Annotated in this window: 29 protein-coding genes and 1 pseudogene; 21 read left to right on the top strand and 9 right to left on the bottom strand. The window is 37.3% G+C overall.

Annotation, left to right across the window (positions count from 1 at the left end):
- Positions 1 to 129 precede the first annotated feature (129 nt).
- Positions 130 to 2,169 carry a catalase gene (locus ACFOUV_RS12940; protein ID WP_379497187.1) on the top strand — a complete coding sequence of 680 codons (2,040 nt, stop codon included), beginning with the start codon at positions 130 to 132 and terminating at the stop codon, positions 2,167 to 2,169.
- Positions 2,170 to 2,246: 77 nt separating this feature from the next.
- Here ACFOUV_RS12940 and ACFOUV_RS12935 read toward each other — a convergent pair whose 3' ends face one another.
- Positions 2,247 to 2,528, bottom strand: coding sequence for a multidrug ABC transporter ATPase (locus ACFOUV_RS12935; protein ID WP_379497186.1), 282 nt, complete (start codon positions 2,526 to 2,528; stop codon positions 2,247 to 2,249).
- 308 nt (positions 2,529 to 2,836) lie between these two features.
- Here ACFOUV_RS12935 and ACFOUV_RS12930 point away from each other — a divergent pair, with 308 nt between their 5' ends.
- Positions 2,837 to 3,646: a cupin domain-containing protein gene (locus ACFOUV_RS12930; protein ID WP_379497185.1), complete on the top strand. Its 810-nt coding sequence runs from the start codon at positions 2,837 to 2,839 to the stop codon at positions 3,644 to 3,646.
- Between the two features lie 615 nt (positions 3,647 to 4,261).
- Here ACFOUV_RS12930 and hpaB read toward each other — a convergent pair.
- On the bottom strand, positions 4,262 to 5,716 hold the full coding sequence (gene hpaB, locus ACFOUV_RS12925; protein ID WP_379497184.1) for a 4-hydroxyphenylacetate 3-monooxygenase, oxygenase component: 1,455 nt from the start codon (positions 5,714 to 5,716) through the stop codon (positions 4,262 to 4,264).
- Between the two features lie 275 nt (positions 5,717 to 5,991).
- Here hpaB and ACFOUV_RS12920 point away from each other — a divergent pair, with 275 nt between their 5' ends.
- Together ACFOUV_RS12920 and ACFOUV_RS12915 are read left to right on the top strand one after the other, a co-directional pair.
- Positions 5,992 to 6,528 carry a CueP family metal-binding protein gene (locus ACFOUV_RS12920; protein WP_379497263.1) on the top strand — a complete coding sequence of 179 codons (537 nt, stop codon included), beginning with the start codon at positions 5,992 to 5,994 and terminating at the stop codon, positions 6,526 to 6,528.
- A gap of 134 nt (positions 6,529 to 6,662) precedes the next feature.
- Positions 6,663 to 7,301: a YdhK family protein gene (locus ACFOUV_RS12915; RefSeq protein ID WP_379497183.1), complete on the top strand. Its 639-nt coding sequence runs from the start codon at positions 6,663 to 6,665 to the stop codon at positions 7,299 to 7,301.
- 335 nt (positions 7,302 to 7,636) lie between these two features.
- Here ACFOUV_RS12915 and ACFOUV_RS12910 read toward each other — a convergent pair whose 3' ends face one another.
- On the bottom strand, positions 7,637 to 8,200 hold the full coding sequence (locus ACFOUV_RS12910) for a DoxX family protein (RefSeq protein ID WP_379497182.1): 564 nt from the start codon (positions 8,198 to 8,200) through the stop codon (positions 7,637 to 7,639).
- 187 nt (positions 8,201 to 8,387) lie between these two features.
- On the opposite strand from ACFOUV_RS12910, the gene ACFOUV_RS12905 reads away from it, so the two are divergent.
- From ACFOUV_RS12905 to ACFOUV_RS12895, 3 genes are all read left to right on the top strand, one after another.
- Positions 8,388 to 9,380, top strand: coding sequence for an aromatic acid exporter family protein (locus ACFOUV_RS12905; protein ID WP_379497181.1), 993 nt, complete (start codon positions 8,388 to 8,390; stop codon positions 9,378 to 9,380).
- Between the two features lie 161 nt (positions 9,381 to 9,541).
- Positions 9,542 to 9,991 (top strand): GNAT family N-acetyltransferase, encoded by a 450-nt coding sequence (locus tag ACFOUV_RS12900; protein ID WP_379497180.1) that lies wholly within the window; start codon positions 9,542 to 9,544, stop codon positions 9,989 to 9,991.
- A gap of 186 nt (positions 9,992 to 10,177) precedes the next feature.
- The gene (locus ACFOUV_RS12895) at positions 10,178 to 10,822 is read left to right on the top strand and encodes an FMN-dependent NADH-azoreductase (protein ID WP_379497179.1); all 645 of its coding nucleotides are present in this window, start codon (positions 10,178 to 10,180) and stop codon (positions 10,820 to 10,822) included.
- A gap of 222 nt (positions 10,823 to 11,044) precedes the next feature.
- Here the strand turns inward: ACFOUV_RS12895 and ACFOUV_RS12890 are convergent, their stop codons facing one another.
- Positions 11,045 to 12,661: a sulfatase family protein gene (locus ACFOUV_RS12890; protein WP_379497178.1), complete on the bottom strand. Its 1,617-nt coding sequence runs from the start codon at positions 12,659 to 12,661 to the stop codon at positions 11,045 to 11,047.
- 163 nt (positions 12,662 to 12,824) lie between these two features.
- On the opposite strand from ACFOUV_RS12890, the gene ACFOUV_RS12885 reads away from it, so the two are divergent.
- Both ACFOUV_RS12885 and ACFOUV_RS12880 read left to right on the top strand, forming a co-directional pair.
- On the top strand, positions 12,825 to 13,805 hold the full coding sequence (locus tag ACFOUV_RS12885; RefSeq protein ID WP_449290037.1) for a formylglycine-generating enzyme family protein: 981 nt from the start codon (positions 12,825 to 12,827) through the stop codon (positions 13,803 to 13,805).
- 43 nt (positions 13,806 to 13,848) lie between these two features.
- A complete protein-coding gene (locus ACFOUV_RS12880; RefSeq protein ID WP_379497176.1) occupies positions 13,849 to 14,235 on the top strand; it encodes a YidH family protein in 387 nt (128 codons plus the stop codon).
- A 217-nt stretch (positions 14,236 to 14,452) separates the two neighbouring features.
- On the opposite strand, the gene uvsE is transcribed toward ACFOUV_RS12880, so the two are convergent.
- The gene (uvsE, locus tag ACFOUV_RS12875) at positions 14,453 to 15,418 is read right to left on the bottom strand and encodes a UV DNA damage repair endonuclease UvsE (protein WP_379497175.1); all 966 of its coding nucleotides are present in this window, start codon (positions 15,416 to 15,418) and stop codon (positions 14,453 to 14,455) included.
- Positions 15,419 to 15,609: 191 nt separating this feature from the next.
- Between uvsE and ACFOUV_RS12870 the strand changes: the two genes are divergently transcribed.
- Positions 15,610 to 16,248, top strand: coding sequence for a YczE/YyaS/YitT family protein (locus tag ACFOUV_RS12870; protein WP_379497174.1), 639 nt, complete (start codon positions 15,610 to 15,612; stop codon positions 16,246 to 16,248).
- Positions 16,249 to 16,375: 127 nt separating this feature from the next.
- Here ACFOUV_RS12870 and ACFOUV_RS12865 read toward each other — a convergent pair whose 3' ends face one another.
- The 3 genes from ACFOUV_RS12865 to ACFOUV_RS12855 all read right to left on the bottom strand — a co-directional run bounded on the left by ACFOUV_RS12865 (position 16,376) and on the right by ACFOUV_RS12855 (position 18,212).
- Complete coding sequence (locus ACFOUV_RS12865) at positions 16,376 to 16,522, bottom strand: hypothetical protein (protein WP_379497173.1); 147 nt, start codon at positions 16,520 to 16,522, stop codon at positions 16,376 to 16,378.
- A 114-nt stretch (positions 16,523 to 16,636) separates the two neighbouring features.
- On the bottom strand, positions 16,637 to 17,755 hold the full coding sequence (locus tag ACFOUV_RS12860; RefSeq protein WP_379497172.1) for an NAD(P)/FAD-dependent oxidoreductase: 1,119 nt from the start codon (positions 17,753 to 17,755) through the stop codon (positions 16,637 to 16,639).
- A gap of 1 nt (position 17,756) precedes the next feature.
- The gene (locus ACFOUV_RS12855) at positions 17,757 to 18,212 is read right to left on the bottom strand and encodes a DinB family protein (RefSeq protein WP_379497171.1); all 456 of its coding nucleotides are present in this window, start codon (positions 18,210 to 18,212) and stop codon (positions 17,757 to 17,759) included.
- A gap of 119 nt (positions 18,213 to 18,331) precedes the next feature.
- Here ACFOUV_RS12855 and ACFOUV_RS12850 point away from each other — a divergent pair, with 119 nt between their 5' ends.
- The 3 genes from ACFOUV_RS12850 (at position 18,332) to ACFOUV_RS12840 (ending at position 20,551) form a co-directional block, all read left to right on the top strand.
- Positions 18,332 to 18,883 carry a hypothetical protein gene (locus ACFOUV_RS12850; RefSeq protein ID WP_379497170.1) on the top strand — a complete coding sequence of 184 codons (552 nt, stop codon included), beginning with the start codon at positions 18,332 to 18,334 and terminating at the stop codon, positions 18,881 to 18,883.
- A gap of 94 nt (positions 18,884 to 18,977) precedes the next feature.
- Positions 18,978 to 19,544, top strand: coding sequence for a hypothetical protein (locus tag ACFOUV_RS12845; protein WP_379497169.1), 567 nt, complete (start codon positions 18,978 to 18,980; stop codon positions 19,542 to 19,544).
- 77 nt (positions 19,545 to 19,621) lie between these two features.
- Complete coding sequence (locus tag ACFOUV_RS12840) at positions 19,622 to 20,551, top strand: manganese-dependent inorganic pyrophosphatase (RefSeq protein ID WP_379497168.1); 930 nt, start codon at positions 19,622 to 19,624, stop codon at positions 20,549 to 20,551.
- 111 nt (positions 20,552 to 20,662) lie between these two features.
- Here ACFOUV_RS12840 and ACFOUV_RS12835 read toward each other — a convergent pair whose 3' ends face one another.
- Positions 20,663 to 20,863, bottom strand: coding sequence for a cold-shock protein (locus ACFOUV_RS12835; RefSeq protein WP_067724698.1), 201 nt, complete (start codon positions 20,861 to 20,863; stop codon positions 20,663 to 20,665).
- Positions 20,864 to 21,237: 374 nt separating this feature from the next.
- On the opposite strand from ACFOUV_RS12835, the gene ACFOUV_RS12830 reads away from it, so the two are divergent.
- From ACFOUV_RS12830 to ACFOUV_RS12795, 8 genes and pseudogenes are all read left to right on the top strand, one after another.
- Positions 21,238 to 21,390: a small acid-soluble spore protein P gene (locus ACFOUV_RS12830; protein WP_379497167.1), complete on the top strand. Its 153-nt coding sequence runs from the start codon at positions 21,238 to 21,240 to the stop codon at positions 21,388 to 21,390.
- Between the two features lie 115 nt (positions 21,391 to 21,505).
- On the top strand, positions 21,506 to 21,892 hold the full coding sequence (gene mscL / locus ACFOUV_RS12825; RefSeq protein ID WP_379497166.1) for a large conductance mechanosensitive channel protein MscL: 387 nt from the start codon (positions 21,506 to 21,508) through the stop codon (positions 21,890 to 21,892).
- Positions 21,893 to 22,308: 416 nt separating this feature from the next.
- Complete coding sequence (locus tag ACFOUV_RS12820; protein ID WP_379497165.1) at positions 22,309 to 22,575, top strand: hypothetical protein; 267 nt, start codon at positions 22,309 to 22,311, stop codon at positions 22,573 to 22,575.
- Between the two features lie 47 nt (positions 22,576 to 22,622).
- Complete coding sequence (locus ACFOUV_RS12815) at positions 22,623 to 22,982, top strand: hypothetical protein (RefSeq protein WP_379497164.1); 360 nt, start codon at positions 22,623 to 22,625, stop codon at positions 22,980 to 22,982.
- Positions 22,983 to 22,991: 9 nt separating this feature from the next.
- Positions 22,992 to 23,468, top strand: a pseudogene (locus tag ACFOUV_RS12810) (GyrI-like domain-containing protein); the annotation flags it as partial.
- 175 nt (positions 23,469 to 23,643) lie between these two features.
- Positions 23,644 to 23,865, top strand: coding sequence for a TIGR04104 family putative zinc finger protein (locus ACFOUV_RS12805; protein WP_379497163.1), 222 nt, complete (start codon positions 23,644 to 23,646; stop codon positions 23,863 to 23,865).
- Between the two features lie 171 nt (positions 23,866 to 24,036).
- Entirely contained in the window at positions 24,037 to 24,741 is a 705-nt protein-coding gene (locus ACFOUV_RS12800) for a hypothetical protein (RefSeq protein WP_379497162.1), read from the top strand.
- Positions 24,742 to 24,772: 31 nt separating this feature from the next.
- Positions 24,773 to 25,474, top strand: coding sequence for an OmpA family protein (locus tag ACFOUV_RS12795; protein ID WP_379497161.1), 702 nt, complete (start codon positions 24,773 to 24,775; stop codon positions 25,472 to 25,474).
- The last annotated feature ends 98 nt before the right edge of the window (positions 25,475 to 25,572 follow it).

The following is a 25,572-nucleotide window of genomic DNA, read 5'->3' as shown; positions in this document are numbered from 1 at the left end:
TTTCATTACATAAAAAGTTAGATACTAAGGTCTATACCAAATACCGATTGGCTCTATTACTGATACACACCGTTATGAATAATTCCCGAGGGTAACTCATACCATTTTAAGTAATGGGGAGGGATTTAGATGGCCGATGAGCTTAATGATAGTAGGAAGAACAGCAAAGACGAGCAATTAGATTCTTTTCGGGTTGATGATAAAGGCAAGACACTTACAACCAATCAAGGGTTAAAAGTGTCAGAAGATGAATTTTCCCTAAAGGCGGGTGAACGGGGCCCGACCCTAATGGAGGATTTTCATTTTCGCGAAAAGATAACGCACTTTGACCACGAGCGAATTCCAGAACGGGTCGTTCATGCTCGTGGTTTTGCCGTGCATGGGGAGTTTCAGTTATACAAAAGCATGAAAAAGTATACAAGGGCGAAGTTCCTGCAGGATACATCCAAAAAGACTCCCGTATTTGTCCGATTTTCTACTGTCAATGGAGCTCGCGGATCTGCGGACACGGTTCGAGATGCCAGAGGGTTTGCGACTAAATTCTATACGGAGGAAGGAAACTATGATCTAGTTGCAAATAATATCCCTGTCTTTTTCATACAGGATGCCATTAAATTCCCGGATGTCGTGCATGCCTTCAAACCGGAGCCTGATAATGATATCCCGCAAGCCTCCACTGCCCACGACACGTTTTGGGATTTTGTCGCGAATAACCAGGAATCTGCACATATGATTATGTGGATTATGTCAGATCGTGCCATTCCACGAAGCTTCCGGATGATGGAAGGATTTGGCGTCCATACGTTCCGCCTTGTCAATGATCATGGGAAAGCCCATTTTGTGAAATTCCATTGGAAGCCGGCATTAGGAACGCATTCCCTCGTCTGGGATGAGGCCCATAAACTGGCAGGCATCGATCCAGATTTTCACCGTAATGACTTATGGGGTGCGATTGAAAAAGGGTTTTTCCCGGAATACGAACTGGGCGTTCAGATTCTTGCCGAAGAGGACGAATTCAGTCTCGGGTTCGACATACTGGATGCAACAAAGCTTTGGCCGGAAGAAGACATTCCAGTAACTATTATTGGGAAGATGACTCTAAATCGGAATGTAGACAATTTCTTTGCCGAAACCGAACAAGTTGCGTTTCATTTGGGCAATGTTGTACCCGGAATCGATTTTACCAATGATCCATTATTGCAGGGACGCCTGTTTTCATATTTAGATACCCAATTAATCCGTCTGGGCGGACCTAACTTTCATGAAATACCAATTAACAGACCGGTTGTACCGTTCCATAACAATCAACGCGAGGGCTACCATCGCCAGACCATCAATCTCGGGAAAGTGAGTTATCATCGAAACTCTTTGGCTGGTGACACCCCTGCCCCTGTAAGTGAGGGCGAAGGGGGATATGCCTCCTATCAGGAAAAGGTTGAAGGTCGGAAAATTCGCGCACGAAGTGAGAGTTTTGCAGACCATTTTTCTCAGGCCACCCTATTTTGGAACAGCATGAGCTTACCTGAAAAAATGCATATCATTGAAGCGTTCAGCTTCGAACTGGGGAAAGTCAAAAGCGAATCGGTAAAACAGCAGGTGGTGGATATGTTTGCCAATGTGAGTCTGGAATTAGCGACCGCATTTGCAGTAAATGTCGGGGCCAATCCCCCAAAAGGGGACGGTTCGACTATAACAAAATCTTCCCCGGCTCTCAGTCAAGAAAACACCCCAAAAACTGCAAAAACACGGAAGGTCGCTGTAATACTAACCGATGGATTCAATGGTCCAGAGGTGAAATATGTGTTAGACAGCCTAATGACAGAAGGTCTTATGCCGGAAATCATCAGTGAAAATATTGGAACCGTGCAGGGTACAAATGGAGTTAAGTTAAGAGCTAAACATACCTTTTTAACTGCAAAGTCGGTGTTATTTGATGCTGTCTATATGGTAAGGGGAAGCGTCAAAAATAAAAAGTTTAACAAGGATGCAGCCTACTTCATTGATGAAGCATTCTCACACTATAAGCCGATTGGTGCGACGGGTGTAGGGATCAAATGGCTGGAGATAAATGATTTTAAAGGAAAACCGGGAGTAATCGTAGGGACTGACATCGGGGAATTTGTGGAGGCAATTGCTGCCCATCGCTTCTGGGAGAGAATGTTAGTTTGATTAAATTCCATCATCAATAGCATTGTAAATTATAGGAGATCGGAGGGGTACTACTATTGGAATAGTAACGTACTCTTCTATCTCCTCATATTTTTTTGTTGATTGATTTCTTTTGTTAAGTATTTAATCTGTTTTTCTAGTTCACTTATTCTATCGTTGTTATTGTTACTGTTATTTTGTGTTTGTTGCAATTCTTCTAGCGCAAGGACTGCAGCCAGTGTAGAGATGCCATCACCTATTGTAGCTAGTAATCCACCAAGGACAGCTAATTTTGCCACAGTAATTTCATTATTTGAAGAGGAATTAGCATCACGGTTATTTGAATTGGAATTGATTAGATTAAATTGGCCGTTCGTCATCCATTAACCCTCCTATTCGAAGTTCTCTCTGTATTTTATGAAAAATAAAAAAAAAGGTACACGGCAATCAAACAAAGAATCATATAGATTAACAAATTGGTTCCGAAAAGAACACTTTAAACCTCCTTCGGAAAGGCATTTTAAATTTAGGAACCAATCTGAACAACAACATTTTTTTAAGCTGAACTTTGATTCGGCTTTTTGTTTTTTAGAATGAGCGAAATCGCCGTCATTTGCAATTTTGATTAGGGACGTTCCCAAAACAGTAGCATATGATAATACGATAAATCGTGAAGGGATTGAAGAAAATGTATTATCATCCATATCAAAGACCCTATGGCAATGTTCCGATGTATAACTGTAATGAAAAATGGAATAATTGGACTTATCCTAATGAGATAAATCATGCAAATCAATTTGATTCTTATAATGCTTTCAATAGTAATAATAGAATGGTGTTAAGGGATTATGGACCAAACTCATTTGTAACTAATATTAATGAGGCGACGAAACAAAACAATACGTATCGTACTGCTTTATGGACTGGGAATCATTTGCAGGTTACATTAATGAGTCTGAATCCCGGAGAAGATATTGGACTAGAAATTCACCCTGATGTTGACCAGTTTTTACGTATTGAACAGGGTCAGGGGATTACTCAAATGGGCAAGAGTAAGGATAATTTAAACTTCCAAAGGAATGTGTATGATGATTCTGCAATCATGATACCTGCAGGAACATGGCATAATCTAACAAATACAGGTAACATTCCATTAAAGCTCTATTCGATATATGCTCCGCCTAACCACCCATTTGGCACTGTTCATCCTACTAAAGCTGATGCGATGGCTATGGAACAAAGTAACAGTCACAGCAATGGAAATACCATTATTTCTGGCAAGACTCCAGATGAGTGGGTACGGTACACCGAATTTTTGGTAAATGAAGGATTAGAGGATGTTGAAAGAGGAATAAATGCTACTCACATTCTTCAAGAATTTATTCTAATGGGAGTTCTTGTAGGAAAAGGATATACTCCTGAAAAAGCATATGAGACAGTGGAAGAATGGGAACGGTCAGGAGAATCGATACTTCTTCAGCAAAGCAAAAATATGTAGAATTAGAGTAAAACCGATATTGTTATTGAATGATAGATAAAAGTTGATGTCACTCACTTTTCTTATCTTTTTTGGTGTAATTAATCTTCAAAGTCCTATAGTAAAAAGGAACATCATTCAATAAAGAGTAGAAACTGCGAATGAGATGTTTTAATTATAGTAAAACCGGATTTCATTATTGAAGAGATCCGGTTTTTGTGTTAGCCAATTACAGATATAATTTCATTCTTCACAATTCATTAAATTATTTTATATATTGCGGTTTGGCAATGTCTTTTTATAATACCCTCTAGAACCACTTCGCTTCCTATCAAATTAGTAGTGTTTATGGCGGTGTTTATTTATCAACACAATGGATTCTGATTGGTAGTATTCTTGCAGTGCTCGGAGGTGGAATTCTAGGTAGTAGCACTTATTTCTGAAAAAACGAAGTTCATGATTTCTGTTGATTTCTGATTAAAGATCCTTTCAAATTGAACAAACGTTAAAGTCCGCCTCTATAGTAAAAATTTCTTTCTACTCGGACAGACTGTTCGATAATAGCGCTTAAAAAGCATAGATATCTAATTGGCTAGAAACATTTAATTTTGTCCTTAAATTACAAGTGATTTTAAGTTATACTTCAGTTTCCAAGTCTAAGAAATTGCTAACTTCTTTTACATAATCAGTAAGTGGATATGCATTGTATAGACGGCCAGATAATCGGATTGGGTCTCCAAAAAAGTACCTCTCATATTGGGTTTGTCTCGTTCCAAATGAACTCATTGTCAGGTCCCAGGCTAACCTAAATATTTTCACTCGATCCTCTGCGTTCTTGGTTGCTGCTTGAAGATATTGATTGAGATCGGCTCGAATAGAGGAATTAAATGCATTTTCAGTAGGCAGACTAACCAGTCCGCTAGCCCCAATTAATTGAATAATTTCAGTGAAGCGAGGATAAATTTTAGGGAAGATGTTATTGGCAACCTGAAGCGGAACAATATTTGGCCGCATTGCTCCCCACTGGTCCAATGCTGCATCATTTTCAGACTTTTCCAATAGAGCCTTCATTGTTTCAAGACCAATGATGATCTCTGACAGCTTTTCTTGAATATGTTGATACTCGCTCACGTTAATAGTCTGTACAAGAAGCTCAGCCAGACCTAAAATGAATTCAGTTTTGACAATTTGTCTGGTTACGACTTGATGGACCGTAAAACTGTGAAAAGAACTTTGGAATGAGAAGTCTGCGGCTGCAATAGCATTGTCATAATAGAATACTCGATTCCACGGAACTAGTACATTGTCGAAAACAAGGATGGTATCCATTTCTTCGAATCGAGAGCTTAATGGGTGATCAAAAAGAGAATCTCCACCAACAAATGACTCTCTGCAAATAAATTTTAAACCCAAAGTATCTGATGGAATGGAAAATGCAAAAGCTTCATCTTCATCTAGCAAAAATTTAGGAGTACTAATAACTAATACTTCGTCGGTTAATCCGCCTTGAGTAGCTAAGAGGCGTGCCCCTTTAATAACAATTCCTTCTTCATTTCGATCAATGACCCGGGCAACAATGGGTTCTTCTTCAGAGGATTCAAGATATGACTCGGAACGATTTACTTGGGGTGAGACAAATGTATGGGTGAATGAAAGGTCTTTTTTCATCGCCAAATCATATAAGCTTTGAATATTTTCTGGAAAACAATTGACTCTTCCGCTTAATAAGGGAGAAGAAGAGGCGAAACTCATCATAGCGGTATTGAGGTAATCGGGACTTCTTCCCATCAAGCCACCCGTTTGTCTAGCCCAGTGCTCACTTGCCTTTCGTCTTTTTATTAAGTCATCCTTCGTTTTCGGTTTCAAAAAGGAAAGCCCAACAGATTCCCCTGTTTCTGGTGAATGAAAAGTCATCTCATCTTTAATTTCAGAATCATGCTGCATATCATATAGGGAAGCCTTTGTTTGAAGAAGTCCTTTGAATGCAGGGTGCTTAGAGATTTCCCCCTCAATCTTTTTTCCATCCAGCCAAATTTCAGTATCCAGCTGATTTAAGCGTTTAATAAAATCCGTTCCATTAATAGCTCCCATAATAACACTCCCATTTCCATTTACTTTTCTAATGCAGAGTTATTTCTACTGTACTATTTTATTAGTCAGTGTGTTTGCCTGTTCCACCATTTTTAATTGGAAAAGCCCTCTAAAAGACCAGATTGTTGAAAAAATATCTAAAACAAATAGTCATTTACAATAAAATTAGTATGAGTACTCTAATGATTTAAACATATCAAAAAATATGATGGAGTAATATGGAAGTAAAATATTCAATTAAGGAAATTCTTTTTAACGATAGTAAATTTTCAGGAATCAAATGGTCACTGCCAACCCTTACTATATTGGTTGCTGTTGTTTTAACTGCTTGTAGTGAAGATGAAACAAGTAAAGGAAATTCTTCACTAGAAAATGAAACGCAAAATATTAAGGAATTGGTTAGTGATTATAGTACAGGTAACTTAAAAGCAGAGTCGGCTTTAATTACTTCTCAACAACTAATGGTTAACGATATCAATGGAAAAAATTTAGTATATGACTTACCGAAAAACGACTTTTTTGTTTCTATTGCACCTTATGTCAATGAAACCCATCCCTGTACAAATCATAGTTTGACAAGCTGTCAGGGAGAAATGATAGAAGAAGAGTTTGATGTTTATATTGAAGACATGGAAGGCAATGTGATCATTGACGAAACATTGAAATCTCAATCTAACGGATTTATCGATTTATGGTTGCCACGCGATAAAACGTATCGAGCTAAAATTAAGCATGAAGGAAAAATGTCTGAATTAGAATTATCTACTTTTGAGGGAGATAACACTTGCATTACAACTATGCAATTGGTGTAGATAAAAATAATAAAAATCTGAAAGTCGATTATATATATATATCGGCTTTTTTTGTTCAACAATGTTTTAAAATACTCAGTAGGGGTATATTAGGAGAGGAAGTTAATAAGGAAAAAATGGGAGGAAATGTAGCAATGAAAAAAAATAAATTAATAATAGGGATGCTTGCTTTAATTACAGCTCTGGTTTTAACGGCTTGTGGTGGAAATGAAGAAACTACTCCAAATGATGATGCCAATACTGGTACTGAAAACGCTAATGAAGAAGGAACAGAATCAAAGGAAAATATGGATGAAGAAGATTCTAATTCTATGGAAGAAATGGATCATGCAGGAATGGATCATTCCAGTTCGGGTGAAGTTCCAGAAGGATTGGCGGAGGCTGAAAATCCTACATATCCAGTTGGTAGTGAAGCAACGATAAATGCGGACCATATGAGAGGTATGGATGGCGCAGTAGCAACTATAACTGGTGCATTTGATACTACTGTTTATATGGTTTCATATACACCGACAACAGGCGGTGAACCAGTGGAAGATCACAAATGGGTAATTCACGAAGAACTTGAAGACGCTGGTGAAAAACCATTCAAATCTGGAGATGAAGTTGTATTAAATGCGGATCATATGGAAGGAATGGATGGAGCAACGGCTACTATTGATTCAGCTGAACAAACAACAGTATATATGGTGAGTTATACGGATACGGAAACTGATCAAGAAGTAGCAAATCATAAATGGGTAACAGAAAGCGAACTTTCACCAGTCGAATAAATTATTAGAAACAATTAAACTTAGTAAATAAAAAGATTCCTTCACTAATGGTGGGAAGGAATCTTTTTATTGTTATTCGTGGCTGGCTATTAATGGGAAAAATTTTGGAGTAATAGATTTGAGATTGGATTATGTTTTAAATTGTAGTTGAGATTGTGACGGTTTTCACTTAAACTATGTGGTGCTTTAAAACAACAAGGAGAACGTCAAAACGACGGTCTATTTTAACTAATAGCAGGATAGTTAAACCTAATATAATAAAAAAGGCATATCGAAGACCCGTATAGGGAACTTTGATCATGCCTTTTATTATTTAAAACTTTTCATTTTATCACCTATTCCTCTTTCCTCTTTACCTGCCAAGGCGTTCCAAGTTTTGGAAGTGCCCAACGGTCCAACCCATACCAACCAGCAACTTTCCAACCTAAAACTAATAACATGGCAATGACTAACATGACAGGATTCGAACTAACTGTGCCTGCGAGTAAAAACGACATATTCATAAGTGCACCAAAAAACGCAGCAATACCAGTTAATAAACCAACAATTAACCCAAGTCCAATCAATAATTCTCCCCAAGCAACCATGTAAGAGAATACAACAGCATTAGGAATAACTACACTTTCTAAAAATGTAGCGTACCAGCCAGCAACTACACCGTCAGCAGCCGTTTCCATTACTCCAGACATATAGCCTCCGAGTGCTGTCCCAGCATTTTCCCCTGTCCAAGCATCATTCGTCACTTTACCAAACCCTGCTGTTAACCAAGTATAGCCTATGTACAATCGTAAAATAAGCCATATCCATGCCGAGTTCGTGTTAGAGAATAGCCATTTAGATAGCGGATTTTCCTCGATTATTATTTCCTTGCCTCGTGTACCTTTTCTTACTTCAACCATCTTCTCACCTCTTGATCATTATTTAGTACTATCTATCATAATTAATCGTATCACAAATAACACTAGCGTTACAGGGAAAGAGTCGTAATTTTCAGTTTTAAATCGATATACTAATTTTTTACCCTCCTTGCAGTTTACAAAGAAATATGCAACGATAAATAATAAACATAAGATGGATGGTGCTGGTATGGTTGGTATGGGGCAGCGGACACTGAAAACCGCTATAGGAGCAGGGCTTGCAATTTGGATTGCGAGTTTAATGAATTTGGAATTTGCTACATTTGCAGCGATTATCGTCATCATGTGTATTGAGAAGACGAAGAAAAAGACATTACATACAATACAAAAAAAGTTCTTCGCTTCTATTTTATCTATGTTTCTAGGTGGTTTGATTTTTGAATTATTTGGTTATAATCCATTCGTATTTTCCATTTTTATTGTGCTGTTTGTACCGATCCTTGTAAAACTACATATCCAGGGTGGCTTTATCACGAGTATGGTAGTCGTTTTACATGTTTATACGGTAAAAGATGTCAACGGGGAAATCTTTTTAAATGAGTTTTATATTATCATCATAGGAATGGGTATTGCTTTAGTCGTTAACAGTTTCATGCCTAATTTTAAGAAAGATATTGAAACACATAAAAAGCATATTGAACAAAAATTTTCAGTTATTCTTTATGAATTCTCTGCGTTTTTGAAAGATAGAGAGCGAGAGTGGGACGGGAAAGAGATACTTGAGGCGGGGGAGATCATTAATGAGTCCAAGAGCATTGCCATTCAAGATGTAGAAAATCATCTACTAAGAAAACAAAATAAAGATTATTATTATCTGGAAATGCGAGAGAACCAACTGGAACGACTACAACAAATGACACAAGTTGTCGCTAATGTGTCTTCATTCGAACTTCATGTTGAACAGAAGGAAATGTTTGCAGACTTTTTAGCGTATTTAAGTCAACATGTCCATTCCAAAGATACAACGGAGATTTCCTTGGATAAGTTAGAAGCATGTAAAGCACAAATTCGTGTAACGGATTTGCCAACGACGAGAGATGAATTCGAAATAAGAGCGAATCTATTTTATTTAATTTATGAGATTGAAAATTACTTAAAAATAAAAAAGAAGCTTTTTGCTAAAAAGGGAATAAAGGATCAGTCTCCCGCTACGCTAAGGTAATCCTTTGCAAGTGGACTGTGTGGAGAAGGACCGCGGGGACAGGTTTGATGGACCGAATAGATTTATTCAATTACTGGACCGATGAACCGAACCTGTCCCCGTGGACCCAGTCGGTATGGCAGGCAGATTTGTGGAACAAGAAAATTGAATGAGGGATAAAATTGATTAAAAAAATCGATATAAGCAATAGAAAAAACGCTGAGCAAGTTTTTAACATTGTAATACCATCATACATGGTAGAGGCTGAAATAATTGGTTCTTATGAAATACCTCCATTAAAAGATACAATTGATAATTTACAGCAATGCGGAGAAAATTTCTTTGGATATTATTTAGAGGACGAACTATGCGGGGCTATAGCAATAAAAGTAGAAAATGATGAAATAGATATACATAGCTTAATCGTACACCCAAAACATTTTAAAAAAGGAATTGCACAGATGCTTTTAGATTACATTGAAAGTAAGTTCGTGGTTGGAACAATAAAAGTAGGAACAGCGTCGAAAAATATCCCAGCAGTTAGTTTTTATAAAAAGAATGGTTTTCAAAAAATTAAAGAAGTCATAATAAGTGAACAGTTATGCTTAACCTCCTTTGAAAAGAAATTTTAATTTCTCGTTAATCAATGAACTGGTGCAAGAGTTCAATAGGCCGGTCATCTGAACGATCGTTTTTTCCAATAGTATCTTTTTGTATACTATGCCACTTTTAAGTGCGTACTTACAAAAAGAGTTTTATTCATTTATAATAAGTTGGAAAGATAAAGCAAATAGTTATAAGAGGAGAGTTTTTTTAATATGAATATTTTAGTAGTAAAAGCAAATAATCGCCCTTCAACAGAAGCTATCTCTAGCAAAATGTACGAAACGTTTATAGCTGAATTAGAAGGTAAAGACGTAAACGTAACAACTTACGATGTGTATGAAGAAGACACACCATACTTCGGTCAAGATGCCTTTAACGCTTTCGGAAAAGTACAAAATGGTGGAGATTTAACAGACATTGAATCACGCCTTTTAGCTGCAAAACAAAAAGCAATGGATGCAATCACAGCTGCAGATGTAGTTGTATTCGCATTTCCATTATGGAATTTAACAATACCAGCAAAATTACAAACGTTCATCGATTATATATACGCTGCAGGATTTGCATTTAAATATGACGCTCAAGGCAACATGATTCAATTAATGACGGATAAAAAAGCGATGTTCCTAAACGCTCGTGGCGGAGTTTATTCCGTACCAGAGGCAGCTCCAATGGAAATGGCTGTTAACTACATGCACAACGTATTTGGCGGCATCTTCGGTATGCAAATCATTGATGAAGTGATTATAGAAGGTCATAATGCGATGCCTGATAAAGCACAAGAAATCATTGCTGCAGGCATGGAAGAAGTGAAAGCTTCTGCAAATCGTCTACTAGATATTGCTGTTACTGTTTAATTTTAAACTTTCTCAAATTGAGAAAAAGGTTAAAAATTAACTTTCAAGTTCTGAATAAGAATCCATTTTGATCAATCTATTATTCAAAATGGATTTTTTATTTGGACCGCGGGGATGGTTTGATGGACCGAATAGTTTTTAATTCAATTACTGGACCGATGAACCTGTCCCCGTGGACCCTCTACTAAGGGACACGGTGCTTGGAGCACAGTTCCTCCCGAATCAATCGTATTTAAATTTTGCAATATAATCTTTATATCCGTCCATCCATCTGATTTGCGGCCATTCTCCTGTCGGGTTATTCCGGTTATTTTCCTGTGGTTCTCCTGGAGTGGAGCGACCTTTAATGATATATTCTTCCAATGATTTTTTGAGACTTTCCACAATCTCTGGGTGCTCATGAATGAGATTATTGGTTTCGCTTATGTCATCTTTCAAATGATATAATTCAGCAGGTTTAAAATCTTGAGCCTCTGCCCCTTTACGGGAGGCTACTAATCCGCCTCCATTATAGACAAGTTCCAGTTTCCAGTCTCCTCGTCGAATCGAGAATCCGCCATTGGCAGAAGAATGGACGATATCTTCGCGTACAGACTCATTGTTTCCTTTCCATAAAGAAACGTTCGAGATAGAATCCTCTGCTGTATCATCCGTAATTTCTGCACCAATGATTTCTGCAATACTGCGATAGATGTCAGATTGACTGATCATATGGTTGGAGGCTGTTCCCCCTTGAATCATTGGCGGATAGGAAATAATCGTTGGTTCCCGGTGTCCGCCTTCCCAAATATCTCCTTTGATTCCTTTAAAAATATAGCTTGGGTTATGTCCATGTTTCTTCAATGCTTCGAAATCAGCTACACCTGATGCGCCGTTATCACTGGAAAGAATAAAAATAGTATCCTCGAAAATACCTTTTTCCTTCAGTTTATCGCTTATTTCACCAACATAATGATCCAGCTGAAGTACAAAGTCGCCGTAAGGGCCAATACCTGATTTCCCTTCGAATTGCTCATTAGGTATCAGTGGACCATGCACCAAATGGTTTGGATAATATAAGAAAAATGGCTTGTCCTCTTCTGCAAACCGATCAATAACTTCCAACGCCTTTTTCTGCATGTTATCCGGAACTTCTCTGTGAACAAAGTTTGGTGCGGCAACGCCATTTTGCCATTCTTGCTGGTCGGTTGCTCCTGACCGGTCAAGCATGGCTGTTCCTGTTACTTCTGTCGGCTCCTCTACCACCCGGTCATTTTCAATATAGACATATGGTGGCTGGTCAAGTGATGCGGGGGTTCCATAAAAATAGTCAAAACCCAACTGATTCGGGCCAAATGTAATTGGCTTGGAAAAATCAATATCCAATCCTTCAAAGTCCATTCTCCCGACCGAAATGTCAAAAATGCCATCACGGCCAAATCGTGTTTTTTTCCCGGGAATATCATCCGGATTCAACCCGAATTTTTCATAATCAAAGTGATCTTTTAACTGCCATTTCAAGCCTAAATGCCATTTTCCGATAGCGGCAGTATTATAGAAGTTTTCTTTTAGCAGATGGGCTATCGTCTTGCGGTCTTCTTCAATTAATGGCATGGAATCCCCTGGCACGACAAAGCTCTTCAAGCTGGAACGCCAATTATAACGCCCCGTTAACAATCCGTACCGGGACGGGGTACATAAAGCCGAAGTGGCATGTGTATCTGTAAAACGCAATCCTGACTTAGCTAATGCATCTATGTTTTTTGTGTTAATTTTTGACTCAGGGTTAAAACAGGAAACATCTCCATATCCTAAGTCATCCGCAAAAATGATTACTACGTTCGGTTTTTTGTTCGCCATCTTTGTCCTCCTAATGATTGTTTGCGAAAATTAATCTATCTAATTAGTTTACCCGTTCTTTTGCTGAACAATGCAATTTCCTGTTACAGCTGCATCTTGATTAGACAAAAATAAAAAATAGGATTATTCCATTTGTTTACCGGGAAAAATAGAAGGGTAAAGAATGGGAGCAATGATAATGGTAAAGAGATCATGCTGCAGTGCTAGCCGCCTGCAGACAAATAACTCAAAACAATCAAAGGTTATAGAAATTACTACAACAGCTAAAAAGGTAGAAAGAGATAAAATGACTTTCATCCCGGGTGGAACATTTAAAATGGGAACCGAAGATCGGGATGGTTTTCCGGCAGATGGCGAAGGACCAATTCGCGATGTGACTGTCGATGCCTTTTATATGGATACATATGCCGTAACAAATGCAGAATTTAGAACGTTTATCAAGGATACAGGCTATGTGACAGATGCTGAAACGTTTGGCTGGTCATTTGTATTTCATTTATTATTACCTGAAAAAACAGCTCGGCTTGTTAACCAGGCTGTAGCAGGCACGCCATGGTGGGTCGTTGTGGAAGGGGCAGCATGGAATCACCCGGAAGGCCCCGATTCGTCGATTGAAGAAAGAATGGATCATCCGGTTGTTCATGTATCTTGGAATGATGCAGCTGCATACTGTAAATGGGCAGGCAAACGGCTTCCAACTGAAGCGGAGTGGGAATATGCAGCCCGCGGTGGGTTGGAGCAAAAGCGCTTTCCATGGGGAGATGAATTAATGCCTGACGGGAAACATGTCTGCAATATTTGGCAAGGTGATTTCCCAAAGATGAATACGGTAGAGGACGGCTATCTCGGTACAGCTCCTGCAAAGTCATTCCGACCAAATGGGTACGGACTTTATAACACTGCTGGAAATGTATGGGAATGGTGTATGGACTGGTTTACGAACCGGCCTGACCAGAAAGGCGGCCATGATAATCCTAAAGGTCCGAAACTCGGATTGAGCAGGGTTATTCGCGGAGGGTCGTATCTTTGTCATGACTCCTACTGTAATCGTTACCGAGTCGCGGCAAGGTCATCCAATACACCGGACAGTTCAACAGGAAATACCGGATTTCGCTGTGTAACGGATAAAGATACATATTGTTAATCTTTTTTGTATGAAATAACTTCTATCTAGGTGGTTTGGAAGTATGGCAAGTAAACTATGGAATAAGGAAAAAGAAGAAAATCAACTGCGAGTTGCCCAGCAGCATTTGGCTAATGAGCGCACATATTTAGCTTGGATACGGACAGCAATTGCAATCATAGGAATTGGTTTTTTAACCATCAGTTATCATTTAACGATCGGGGAAAGTCATCGGGTAAGTGATTTTCTGGCTGTTCTGATTAGTATCCTATCCGGCGTGTTTGGTGTTGGTGTGATTATAACTGCGGCTATTCAATATTTAAGGAAACGAAAACAAATCCAGGCACAAAGCTTTCAATCTTCCTATTTGTTCGTCTTATTTGGTTCACTCGTTTTACTTATCGTGATTTTGATTGCTATTTTATATATTTTAATCCAATTTATGCATTGATTAGGGCTTATAACGGAGGGAATAGTGAAGGATAAACTCCTATGGAAGGTTGGAAAGGTTGAGAAAACCGTATTAATCGCCGATTTCACATAAATGTATCTCATCAAAAAGTTAACAACAGATATGAATCGTTGTTCTATATGGTGATTCTCTTACTATAGGGTTCCATCACAAGTTCTAAATTTGGACAACGAAGGACCTGTCCCGTAACCTCCATTCACTTTAAATAAAAAGAAGAGCCATCAATAATTTCAACATCTTTCCTAACCTTTACTTCCTCCATTAATTTAAAAAGCGCCTCATCTTTTCTCTTAGCCTCAATCATACAGTCTATTTGTGGAACACTACCGCTAATTCCTTTAAGAAATCTAAAAAACATATCAATGTCTATATAATCGGAATGATGGCGAAATGCTTCATCACTCTTTGGACTCGATATATGCATTTTTATTGGGAGCGGAGAATGTTTCCATGTCTGTACAACTCTACCCCAGTTGATTTCCCAATTTGGATCTTGGTGATGGGCAAGATGATGGTGATAGTCGAAAACTAAAGGAATATCTAGTTTTTCACATAAATAAAGCGTATCTTCTAAAGTAAAGGAAGTATCATCATTTTCCAGCATGATCATTTTTTGAATCACTTTTGGGACGTCCATCCAATTGTCAACAAAACGTTCCAGTGACATTTCGGTATCTTTATAATTGCCACCAACATGCATGACACAGCGATGAGTTGGGTCTATCCTCATTGCCTTTAATAATAAGTAATGCAGCTTTAACGTACGTATTGAATTTTTCAAGATATGCTTCTCTTTTGAATTAATTAGGACAAAGTGGTCTGGATGAAAATCAATTCTTATCTTCTGTTTTTTTGCGAAATCTCCAATCTCACGAAGCGGTTCTTTTAATGGCTTCATATATTTCCAATCAAGAAGTTCTTCGTGGTTTGCTAAAGGAATAAGGTGAGAAGTTAGCCGGTAAAAATGAATATCAGACGCTACATTATGTTTTAACAGTCTAAGTGTATTGTGCAAATTTGAAAGTGCAATACGTTCTAATTTACGAATGGCAGCTTCTCGATCAGTAATTTTATTGAATTGGGTAAACGTCATTTTTTGCGATGGGGATGCATTTTTAAGTTCCATACTCATTGCGACATAACCAAGTCGTACAATCGTCATTTATTCCACCTCATCCGTTATATTCTGCAACCATCCCCATATATATACCGAATCCTGGACCGCTGGGGCATTCCTTATCCAAAATAGTTTTTAATTCAATTAACTGGACCGATGAACCTGTCCCCGTGGACCTATGTTATAATTATCAGTAGCCAAGTTGGTTACGAATATCGAGAAAGAGGTTGTTACGATTGAATTATAAGTTTCGCTGGTCCTTTTATATGGTAGGTATCATGATCTTTAGTTTAGGTATTACAATGACGATAAACATGCAGCATTTGGGGATTCACCCTTGGGATGTATTGAATGTTGCATTCTTTGAGAAATTTGGTTTATCCATTGGATCCTGGAATATTATTATTTCATTAATATTGATTAACATTTCGTGGTTTTTTGATAAAAGGTATATCAAATTAGGCACATTTGCGAATGCACTTATGGTGGGAGCATTTGTGGATTTCTATATGTGGCTGGATTTTCTTCCGGTTGCCACCAATTCATGGGTGGATATTCCTTTAATGATTTTAGGAATTATTGTGATGGGCTTTGGTGGCGGCATGTATAATGCTGCTGGAGTTGGTTCAGGTCCAAGGGATGGATTTATGCTTTCCCTCGCCGATAAATTAGGTGCACCTGTTGGAAGGGTTCGGATTATAACAGAGAGTCTTGTCCTTGTTCTTGGACTTCTCATTGGTGGGCCAGTATTCGTCTTTACATTCATTTTCACTTTCATACAAAGTCCGATCTTTCAATTTACATATTTGAGATTTGGTAAATATGTGCTTAGAAAAGATTATACAAATAATCGAACAAGTGAACGTGGCGCATAACAATAGACAGGCACTGCTTGTCTATTTTTTTATCCAAAAATACAAAATAAAGCATTATTCCTTAGTGGGAAAGGTAATCTCACCATATGACAAAAAGCCAAGGAATAATAAAACTCCCCGGTTTTCATCATGAAATAAGATATTCGACCCTGTCTGTTAGTGCTTTACGGTCCACATCATAATCTTCAATGACATTCTGCATCCAGAACCAGGTTAATAAAAGTGCTACCAGCGTACTGACGATAATTATTAGAATAATTGCCTTACCATTCAAGTCTATCCACCTCTTTCGTTTCCTATAGATAGATTATCAAAAAATATAGTAAACTGTAAATGCAAACTTTTACGATCTTGTAGTAATGAAAATAGAATGAACTCCACGTTCATCCTATTTTACTGCACCTGCAACATCATAATCGTTTAGATCAATATCAAGCTCTTCTCCAACTGCAAGTTTCGCTAATTGCAACCCAATGTAAGGTCCCATGGTTAATCCAGATGAACCAAGCCCATTGGCTAGCAGCAATCCGTTGTATCCGGGGAGATGCCCAATTACAGGCAAAAACCCTGGTGTAAATGGGCGGAATCCCACCCTTGTTTCCACCACGGTACTATTTACTAAACCTGGAGCGACCGCGATTGCTTTCGATAATACTTCGTGTAAGCCTCCTGCAGTAACCCGGCAATCAAAACCGACATCATTTTCGTGTGTAGCACCTATCACAATTCGATTATTATCAAATGCAAGCATATATTGGTCAGCTGGCGGCATAACAACTGGCCACTTCGAAGTATCCATGTCTGGAATTTGCAAATGCATGATTTGTGCCCGCTGGGGTGTTACATCAAACGCTATTCCCAATGGTTGCATAAGGTCATTCATCCATGCACCTGTAGCAGCGATTACCGCGTCTGCATCGTATTCTTTTTCTTGAACGGTTACACCGGTAATGTTCGTTTCTTCATATAAGAGAGTGGCATCTCCCTCGATTATTTGAGCTCCACGTTTTTTGGCTCCGCTAAGTAGTGCGTTTCGTAATTTACGTCCATCCACTCTGGCAGCGCCACTGACATATAAAGAACGATATTCGTCAGATAAAAGGGGAAACATCGATTTCGTTTGTTCCGTGTTCTGTAGGATGACCTCTCCAATTTCAGGTGCATCCTCCCGCCGTTTTATAGCACGATCTCGCATGGCGATAAGCTTTTTTTCATCGGTATGTATGCTGATCGCTCCTACACGGGAGTAACCAGTATCTGTCTCGCCTGCATTTGCCAAGTCCTCTATCAATTCATGGTATATGCTTGCGCCGTTTTTAGCTAGTCGATACCATGCCTTATTTCTGCGTTGTGACAACCATGGACAAACAATGCCTGCAGCAGCATCTGTTGCCTGTCCTTCTTCTTTACGATCAATAATCAGGACGTCTGCACCCTTTTTAGAAAGATGGTAGGCGGTGCTTGCACCCAATATGCCAGCACCGATAATTATATACTTCTTATTCATATTATTGACTTTTCACCACTTGGTGCATCGCCTTCATTTTCCCAAGATGTTCTGCTTCATGGAATGCAAGCATTTTTAAAAGATCGCCATGTGTTTCTATACTTCCGAATGGTACTTTAAAAGATACATTCGATTTCCAAAATAAATCATTAAATTCATTGATGCGATTCTGCTGTTCTTCCAACTCTCTTATAAGTACTTCGAGTTGTGGTGGCTCGGTAGTCCAATCAGCAGGTTTCGTACCTGAACCAAAAAGCTCAGCATAGCCTGCAGGAATGTTTGTGGATTTTTTTGGATACATAAATAAAAACTTCTCATTCGTTACAAGCACATGTCCAATATGCCAGCGAATGGTATTATTGAAATAGCTAGACGTAATATCGACAGTTTCCTCGTCCAATTCTTTTACAAATGTAAGTAAGGAAGTTCTTGTTAAATTAAATTGTTTTCTTGACATGTAAATCCCTCCATTAGTATTGATTATAATGGATATGAAGTCACTTTAACAGTAATTAGAAGTTGATGAAGGAAAAAACGAAGTGAATCTAGAATAGTAAAGAGAGGAGGAGAAAACTAGTGAAACAGAAAAATATACTCGGCAGAATCTTATTCTATTTTGGAATTGCGGTTATTATTTTAGGATCTATTCAAGCAATATTAAATGCCCAAATGATGCAATATGATCATAACGGAATAGAGCGGATGGAATTTGAATGGCGTTATTTTCTCATGTCGTTTATTCAACACCTAATTAGTGGAGTAACAATAATCGCCTTATCGGAAGTCATACGCCTTCTAAATACATTGAATTATAATTTTAGTATCGTTCGCATGGTTTCAGAAGATTTTCAACCAGCAAGCCTTGAAAAGGGAAGAGAACAACCGCAAATAGATAACTGGACATTGACTGAATCTGAAAAAGCAAAGATTCATGAATTATATTCGGATAAAGCAATTTTGGAAATAATCCCGTCTCATAAGAAAGGTTACTGTATCGTGACATTACAGGATTTTAATGGACCATTAAAGTCATTTCAAAAAGTAGTTGATATTAATGATGTGGGAGCTAAAGAGGTGCATGATCCAGTAATAAAAAAACAATTACTTTCTTTTCTGGATGAAAAATAAAAAGACGGCTGATGAAGTAAATGGCTGTACATAAATTTGTATATAAAGTTTGGTATGCTACGATTATTAAAACAATACATAAGGGGTTGTCTTTTTGGATAAAGAAAAGCGAAAATCAAAAATGGGATGGTTTGGATGGACAATGGTTAGTGTGGTTACCGTCACCATTATTGCTTCGGGCTTATTCTTTTTTAATGTGTTTCAACTAGATTTAGAAACGGTATTTAATAATGAGGATACGTCAGATGCGATCAATGAAAAAGATATTACAGATGAGGGAAAAGAGGAAATAGAGAAGGTGCGTTCTACCGTAGGGCAGGAAAATACCAAGGTAGGAAAGTTTGTATCAACGATGCATAAATTCTATAACAAGACAACCGGTTATGGTGGAATTAATAATTTGGATTGGGAAGAACAAAAAGACCAATCGCAACAGATTATCAATTCGATAGAGGAACTGAAACCGGAGATTACAGATGAACAGTTACTTGCTGACTTGGAATCCATCCGATCATTGGCACAAAGCACGCTGGAAGAGGAGAATTCTAAGGATGTACGGAATTTACACAGGTATTTCCATGACCTGGACATCGCATTGAATGACTATACTTCTTATGATAGAATGTGGAAAGTTACGGAAACGTTAAAGAATATTGAATAAGTTTAAAAATACTCAATCAGTAAAAAAGTATGGTAATCTATATATAGAGATTTAATACATAGAGAAGGAGAATGAACATGGCTAAAACGTTAATTTTTGGACATAAGAATCCCGATACAGATACAATCTGTTCAGCGCTGGCATACGCAGATTTAAAAACGAAGACAAGTACAGAGGTAGAACCTGCACGATTGGGAACCGTTAGTAAAGAAACGCAATATGCTTTAGACCATTTTGGTGTAGATTCTCCCAAGTTAATTGAAAAAGTAGAAGATGGAGCAGATGTTATTTTGGTGGACCATAATGAATTTCAGCAAAGTGCTGAAAATATTGGTAATGCACGTATTATTGAAGTCATTGACCATCATCGTATCTCGAACTTTGAAACAAGAGAACCACTCTATTTCCGGGCAGAGCCAGTTGGTTGTACGGCTACGATAATAAATAAAATGTATAAAGAAAAGGGGATTGCTGTTTCTAAAGAAGTTGCAGGTCTTCTATTATCAGCAATTATCTCCGATTCATTATTATTGAAATCCCCAACGTGCACGGATGAAGATGTGGACGCGGCACATGAACTTGCAGAACTTGCAGAAGTGAATCTGGAGACTTACGGTTTAAAAATGCTTCAGGCAGGTGCAGATCTTAGTGATAAAACAGTTACGGACTTAATTACCATGGATGCTAAAGAATTCTCTATGGGAGAAGCGAAAGTGGAAATTGCACAAGTAAATGCCGTTGATACGAGTGACATTTATAAGCTGCAGGATGAACTCATTTCTGAAGTTACCGAAAGAGTATCAGCAAATGAATTAGATCTGTTTTTATTCGTTGCAACAGATATCTTAAATAATGATTCAGAAGTTTTAGCTATTGGTAAAGGTACAGGGAAAGTAGAATCAGGTTTTGGAGTAACTCTGGACGGTAACAACAGAGCGCTTCTAAAAGGAGTAGTATCCCGTAAGAAACAAATCGTGACAGTTCTTACAGATGAATTTTTAAAATAGGTAAAAGAAAAGCGTTCCTGCTATTATGCAGGAACGCTTTTCTAAATAAAAAAACAAACGAAGTAAAAAGGACTTCCCAGAAGGGAAGTCCTTTTTTATAGTAAGCTTGACTTACGCTTTGTTAACGTTAGTAGCTTGTGGTCCACGGTTACCTTCTTCGATATCGAAAGTTACAGTTTGACCTTCTTCTAAAGTTTTGAAACCTTCGCCTTGGATTGCTGAGAAATGAACGAATACGTCATCTCCACCTTCAACCTCGATGAAACCGAAACCTTTGTCTGCGTTAAACCATTTTACTGAACCTGTATTCATAGAAAAAACCTCCATGTGCATTTGGCACTTTTATTACTATTTTTGTTCAAGATTACAAATCAAGACGAAATCACTATTAGAGTTACTACTTTCGTATCCTGTATTTCTAACGAACAACAATAATTAATTATAGTATAACATATACAATCAAAAAATATCCACCTTTTTTAAAAAAAGTTTTAAAAAAAGCTTTATTATACTTTTAAATCCTGTTATATCAACGTTTATAGCCATAAAAAATATATAAATGATTTACGAAATGACACGTTTAAAAAGCTTTTTACGTATTTATCGTTCCTATTCAGTATACCGGAGGATGAATAATTTGTCTTCCATATTGAAAACACTAAGTAAATAGAAGGGAGGGATTCGTTATGTCAGGAAAACCAAAAGGACCAAAACAGCTGAAAAAGGTGAATCTACCCAAAAGCCCAGCACAAGCCTATGGAGAACCATTAAGTGGTTCAAAGAAAGTGAAAAATGCGAATCATTCGCGACAAAATCACAATCCGCATCACGATATGTAGTTTTCATCTAATTAATCAGGAGGAGCATAATCACTTGTGGTTATTGCTCTTTTTATTAATCGTTCATTTTCAACGTATATAATTTGGTATACTTAATGCCGAGGAGTTGAAGTTAATGTGGAATGATTTTAAGGAATTTGCATTTAAAGGAAATATCGTCGATTTAGCGGTAGCTGTTGTAATTGGTGCAGCATTTGGTGCAATTGTGACTTCGTTTGTAGAAAACATCATAACACCATTATTAGGAATGATAGCAGGAGGCATTGATTTCACTAGCTTGAGTATCCAAGTAGGAAATACAGAGGTCTTATATGGTAACTTTATTCAGTCATTTATTGATTTTCTAATTATTGCGTTCGCAATTTTTATGGCAATTCGTTTTCTAAGTAAGTTTAAACGAAAAGAAGAAGCTGTTGAAGAAGTAGTGGAAGAGTTGGATGCACAGGAACAATTACTGATTGAGATCAGAGATTTATTAAAAGAGCAAAACACAAATAATTAAGTTTCCGCTACCTATGGCATATATTAACAATAATGTAAAATGACCATCAATTTATGTGCTAAATTGATGGTCATTTTTTGTTTGGCAATTTTTTAAGTAACAATAGCCAGTTGTAAGTCTACATTTTAACCTACAAATTCGTATGCAAATGGCCAAATATAAAATTATCAATAAATTGGGAATCGTTTAGTTTTTATCTTGATTCTAAAAGATATTCTATATATAAGTTAAAATAAAAGCAGAGTTTGTGAAATAATGTACTTAAAGTAACTGGTAGGATTGTTCAATAAGCGAAACTGGCACCAACGGGGTTTTTCATAACAATTAGGTCAAGAAATACAGAACTCTTTGAAACTATTTCTTAAAGTTTTCGTATATAAAATACAGGCATAAATTTTAAAGGAGGAAGTAAATAAATGGAATATACTCTCATTAGCATATCTTTATTTATAGTAATATATTTCTCAATTAAGGTGGATAAATTAGATGGTCGTATAAAAGGTATGCAATATACTTTAGACCAATTAGCTAAACGATCGGGAATATCTGAAAACCCGATAAATGATGATTTACGTAAACTAATAAAAGATGGTAAAGATATAAATATAGCAAGAGAAACTTTAGGTCTTTCTTTGGTGGAAGGAAAAGAATATATTGATAAGTTAAAATTCGATAATGGATAATGCTTACCTAAATGGTGCAATCCTTTCAAAAAAAGGGAGTGATAATATTGAACTTATATATTCAAAATTATTCAAGCGTGCTTAAAAGGAACTTTATGTTAATTATTATGGCAATAGTATTATTAGCTGTAACTTTCTTTATATGGGCTGGTGTCCCATTTTTTATAATAGGAAGCTTAGTAGCAGAACTAACTTCTAATCCTGTAATTATTTATTTTTGCATTTCGCTATCAGGAGGGTTTCTTTTTTCCTTCTATTTTGTGCCAATCAATTTAAAAGTTGCTAAAAATATAGCCAGTATAAAGCATAAAAGTGTAACAAGTTCTTTTGTTCGTTTACAAACAATATGGGGATTAGTCTGTTCTTTCACTTTTGCAATAGTAATGAATATCGTTATTCAATTATAGGGGCAGTGTGTTACACCGTCAAAAGCAAGAAATAATGGCAAGCAATTAAAAGCCTATCCAATAATGACCTTTCAATTATCAATTAGAGGAGGATATGAGATGAATTATCGAATTGAAGAAAAAGAGGCTTTTAACATAGTTGGTATCATGAAAAGGGTTCCAATTATATTTGAAGGCGAAAACCCGGAAATTACAGCGATGTGGAAAACCTTGACTATGGAGAAAATAGATGAATTAAAAAAACTCTCTAATGTTGAACCTAAAGGAATGATTCAAACATCTACAAACTTTTCGGAAGGACGTATGGAAGAAAAAGGAGAGCTTGACCAGTATATAGGAGTGGCAACAACACAAGAATGCCCTGAAAACTTTTCCAAACTTGAAGTTCCTGCCTTATCATGGGCAATATTCGAATCAGCAGGACCTTTTCCTAGTACGCTACAGGAGACTTGGGGAAGAATTTATTCTGATTGGTTTCCATCTTCCACGGAGTTGCCATTACTACAATCTTGATTGAAGTTTTATACCGTTTGAGAAAAAAGAATAAAAGAAACGATTTAAAAGATGAATAAAATGGTACTCTTTCTTCATCTAAATGGTGCGATAATTGAACATAGCTGTGGCAGAATCGGCCATATTGTGGAATGAGGGGGTGTTTAAAATGCCGACTTGCGAGAATTGCCATAATAAGTGGAACTGGAGACAAACCATTAAAAAGTCTTTTACTTTGGATCCTGGAATGACTTGCCCTTACTGTGGAAAAACACAATACCAAACACAAAAATCAAGAACTAAAAGTGCCCTTTTGAACGCTATCATATTATTACCACTTCTGATTAATATTTTCTTTGATATTCCAGGTATCATCTTGTTAAGACCCTGAGTGGTTATCAAACTGTGAGCGTCTTGGCAGCTTTAACAATGATGACTGTCTTTATTTCTTTTGTTGTATTTTCAAGGCGTTCTTGAATGGCAGCTACCTCAACTATTATTGAAGAAAAATATGTTACAATTTGATAAGGTAAAGCAAGCTAAAATAACAATGAGGTGATAAATGATGAAAAAATTAGTGATGGTTATTGCCGTTTTATTTGCTAGTGGTCTCCTACTAGTTGCGTGCAATGATAATAGTAGTGAGAATGCAAATGTTAACGAAACAAATGCGGAGGAAACAGGGAATAATGAACAGGAAGTGAATAATGAGGATAACATTAATGAAGGAAATAATGAGAGCGATCAAGATAATGCAGAGAATGAGTCTGAATTAGATGATGAACAAAACAAAGAAGAAAATGAGGTACAGGATAATAGCCAATCTGATGAAGAACAGGATGAATCAGATAAGGGCAATCTTCCGGCCCCCATAGAAATCAATGAACAAATTCAACACCCAGTAGGAGTCACTTTTACTCTTGAGAAAATCACCTTTGAAGAAAACCATGTCTCCGTAGATTTTAATGCTCAAAATCATACAGGCTATGGTACACATCTAGCAAGTGGTGGCAGGGCCCGTGGAAGCAGTTTAGGTGGTATCACGTTAAAAGATGATACAGGTTATGATTATCGGTACGTTGCTGATAATGATTCAGATAGAATAAGGCTTGATGATGGAGAACAAGTAACAGGAACCATTAGCTTTGCCGGAAGAATTCAAGATGATGCCAAATCATTAACATTAATATTTAATCCAGAGGCATCAGATGAAGGATCTGTAAGTATGCCAAAGTTTTCCTTTGAAGACATTGAGATAAAACGATAATAACTTTTTTTAGTGGAAAGGAGTAGCTTCATTGAAAGGAATCTTATCCATGTTTAAGATAAGCTCTATTCTCGTCATATTCATGTTGTTTTTTTCAGCTTGTTCGAATGCGGAAGGAAATAATAATGAAAATGATTTACCAAGTGAACAAGCCACCGCTGATGAAGAGCGTATAACAACGGATCACAACATAGAGGATGTCGGAAGTAATTCTGACAAAACAGAGGACATACCCAAATCAGAGTTTTTTAAATCTGAGATGTCAATAGGATCTATTTTTTATAAAAGCAGCATGGAGATCAGTTCTGATTTTGAAAAAGAAATAATGGAAACATTGACTGAGTTTAATGCCGTAGGAACGGCAGACGGAGCGATGTTAACGTTACCTGAAGATATCTTATTTGACTTTGATTCGGATGAATTACGTTCAGAAGCCGATAAGGCAATGGATCAACTGACACAAGTTATCGAGACAACCGATGGCGAGGTGATTATTGTCGGACATACAGATGGCCGTGGAGATGAAAACTACAACCAGAAATTATCAGAACGCCGGGCTGAAGCTGTAAAACAGGGCCTTATCGATGCGGGTGTTGAAAAAGACCGTCTAAAATCTGAAGGAAAAGGTGCTTCAGAACCTGTTGCTAGTAATACAAATAGTGATGGATCTGATAATCCTGAAAACAGGCAGAAAAACCGTCGTGTTGAAGTGACTATCCATGGATTTAATTAATGATGTTGCATTTATATTTCTATTTACCAATGTTAATTATTAAAGCTGTTTTTTCGGAAGAAATCTGATTTAATGAGATAAAAAATATGGAACACCCT

It is taken from the genome of Oceanobacillus longus (assembly GCF_042650085.1).
GTDB classification, from domain to species: Bacteria; Bacillota; Bacilli; order Bacillales; family Amphibacillaceae; genus Oceanobacillus; species Oceanobacillus longus.
Note: the sequence above shows the minus strand (reverse complement) of the source record. Positions and strands in the feature narration are given on the sequence as shown.

Excerpts from the sequence above, each read along its gene's own strand:
- ACFOUV_RS12940 (WP_379497187.1), top strand. The coding sequence starts at position 130 with ATGGCCGATGAGCTTAATGATAGTAGGAAGAACAGCAAAGACGAGCAA.
- ACFOUV_RS12935 (WP_379497186.1), bottom strand. The coding sequence starts at position 2,528 with ATGACGAACGGCCAATTTAATCTAATCAATTCCAATTCAAATAACCGT.
- ACFOUV_RS12930 (WP_379497185.1), top strand. The coding sequence starts at position 2,837 with ATGTATTATCATCCATATCAAAGACCCTATGGCAATGTTCCGATGTAT.
- hpaB (WP_379497184.1), bottom strand. The coding sequence starts at position 5,716 with ATGGGAGCTATTAATGGAACGGATTTTATTAAACGCTTAAATCAGCTG.
- ACFOUV_RS12915 (WP_379497183.1), top strand. The coding sequence starts at position 6,663 with ATGAAAAAAAATAAATTAATAATAGGGATGCTTGCTTTAATTACAGCT.
- ACFOUV_RS12910 (WP_379497182.1), bottom strand. The coding sequence starts at position 8,200 with ATGGTTGAAGTAAGAAAAGGTACACGAGGCAAGGAAATAATAATCGAG.
- ACFOUV_RS12905 (WP_379497181.1), top strand. The coding sequence starts at position 8,388 with ATGGTTGGTATGGGGCAGCGGACACTGAAAACCGCTATAGGAGCAGGG.
- ACFOUV_RS12895 (WP_379497179.1), top strand. The coding sequence starts at position 10,178 with ATGAATATTTTAGTAGTAAAAGCAAATAATCGCCCTTCAACAGAAGCT.
- ACFOUV_RS12890 (WP_379497178.1), bottom strand. The coding sequence starts at position 12,661 with ATGGCGAACAAAAAACCGAACGTAGTAATCATTTTTGCGGATGACTTA.
- ACFOUV_RS12885 (WP_449290037.1), top strand. The coding sequence starts at position 12,825 with ATGGGAGCAATGATAATGGTAAAGAGATCATGCTGCAGTGCTAGCCGC.
- ACFOUV_RS12880 (WP_379497176.1), top strand. The coding sequence starts at position 13,849 with ATGGCAAGTAAACTATGGAATAAGGAAAAAGAAGAAAATCAACTGCGA.
- uvsE (WP_379497175.1), bottom strand. The coding sequence starts at position 15,418 with ATGACGATTGTACGACTTGGTTATGTCGCAATGAGTATGGAACTTAAA.
- ACFOUV_RS12860 (WP_379497172.1), bottom strand. The coding sequence starts at position 17,755 with ATGAATAAGAAGTATATAATTATCGGTGCTGGCATATTGGGTGCAAGC.
- ACFOUV_RS12855 (WP_379497171.1), bottom strand. The coding sequence starts at position 18,212 with ATGTCAAGAAAACAATTTAATTTAACAAGAACTTCCTTACTTACATTT.
- ACFOUV_RS12840 (WP_379497168.1), top strand. The coding sequence starts at position 19,622 with ATGGCTAAAACGTTAATTTTTGGACATAAGAATCCCGATACAGATACA.
- ACFOUV_RS12835 (WP_067724698.1), bottom strand. The coding sequence starts at position 20,863 with ATGAATACAGGTTCAGTAAAATGGTTTAACGCAGACAAAGGTTTCGGT.
- ACFOUV_RS12830 (WP_379497167.1), top strand. The coding sequence starts at position 21,238 with ATGTCAGGAAAACCAAAAGGACCAAAACAGCTGAAAAAGGTGAATCTA.
- mscL (WP_379497166.1), top strand. The coding sequence starts at position 21,506 with ATGTGGAATGATTTTAAGGAATTTGCATTTAAAGGAAATATCGTCGAT.
- ACFOUV_RS12820 (WP_379497165.1), top strand. The coding sequence starts at position 22,309 with ATGGAATATACTCTCATTAGCATATCTTTATTTATAGTAATATATTTC.
- ACFOUV_RS12805 (WP_379497163.1), top strand. The coding sequence starts at position 23,644 with ATGCCGACTTGCGAGAATTGCCATAATAAGTGGAACTGGAGACAAACC.
- ACFOUV_RS12800 (WP_379497162.1), top strand. The coding sequence starts at position 24,037 with ATGATGAAAAAATTAGTGATGGTTATTGCCGTTTTATTTGCTAGTGGT.